Origin of the sequence: Flavobacterium nitrogenifigens (assembly GCF_003254565.1) — a bacterium.
GTDB classification, from domain to species: Bacteria; Bacteroidota; Bacteroidia; order Flavobacteriales; family Flavobacteriaceae; genus Flavobacterium; species Flavobacterium nitrogenifigens.
On sequence record NZ_QJRI01000049.1, the window covers coordinates 1 to 277 of the forward strand.

Below are 277 nucleotides of genomic sequence, written 5' to 3' on the forward strand. Positions count from 1 at the left end.
AGCTGTTGGAGCAGTTGTCCAAGTAGGAGCAGTTGTATCCTGAATGGTAATCACCTGAGTGAAAGTGTCAGATGTGTTTCCGCAGTCGTCTTTTACGGTCCAAGTGTTGGTGTAAGTTCCAGCGTTTCCGCATCCTTCAGAAGCCACAAACTGTCCGCTTATTTTTGTGATGTTTGAAACATCAGAGTCGCAAAGGTCGGAAGCTGTTGGGATCTGAGCCTGTGCTGTGGCAAGGCCAGCTGCATCGCTGCATTCCAAGGTTACATCTAGAGAACCA

Annotated in this window: 1 protein-coding gene; it reads right to left on the reverse strand. The window is 48.4% G+C overall.

The window, feature by feature from the left end; translation table 11 throughout:
• On the reverse strand, positions 1–277 hold a 277-nt coding region (locus DM397_RS00210; protein ID WP_204251836.1), incomplete at both ends, for an HYR-like domain-containing protein.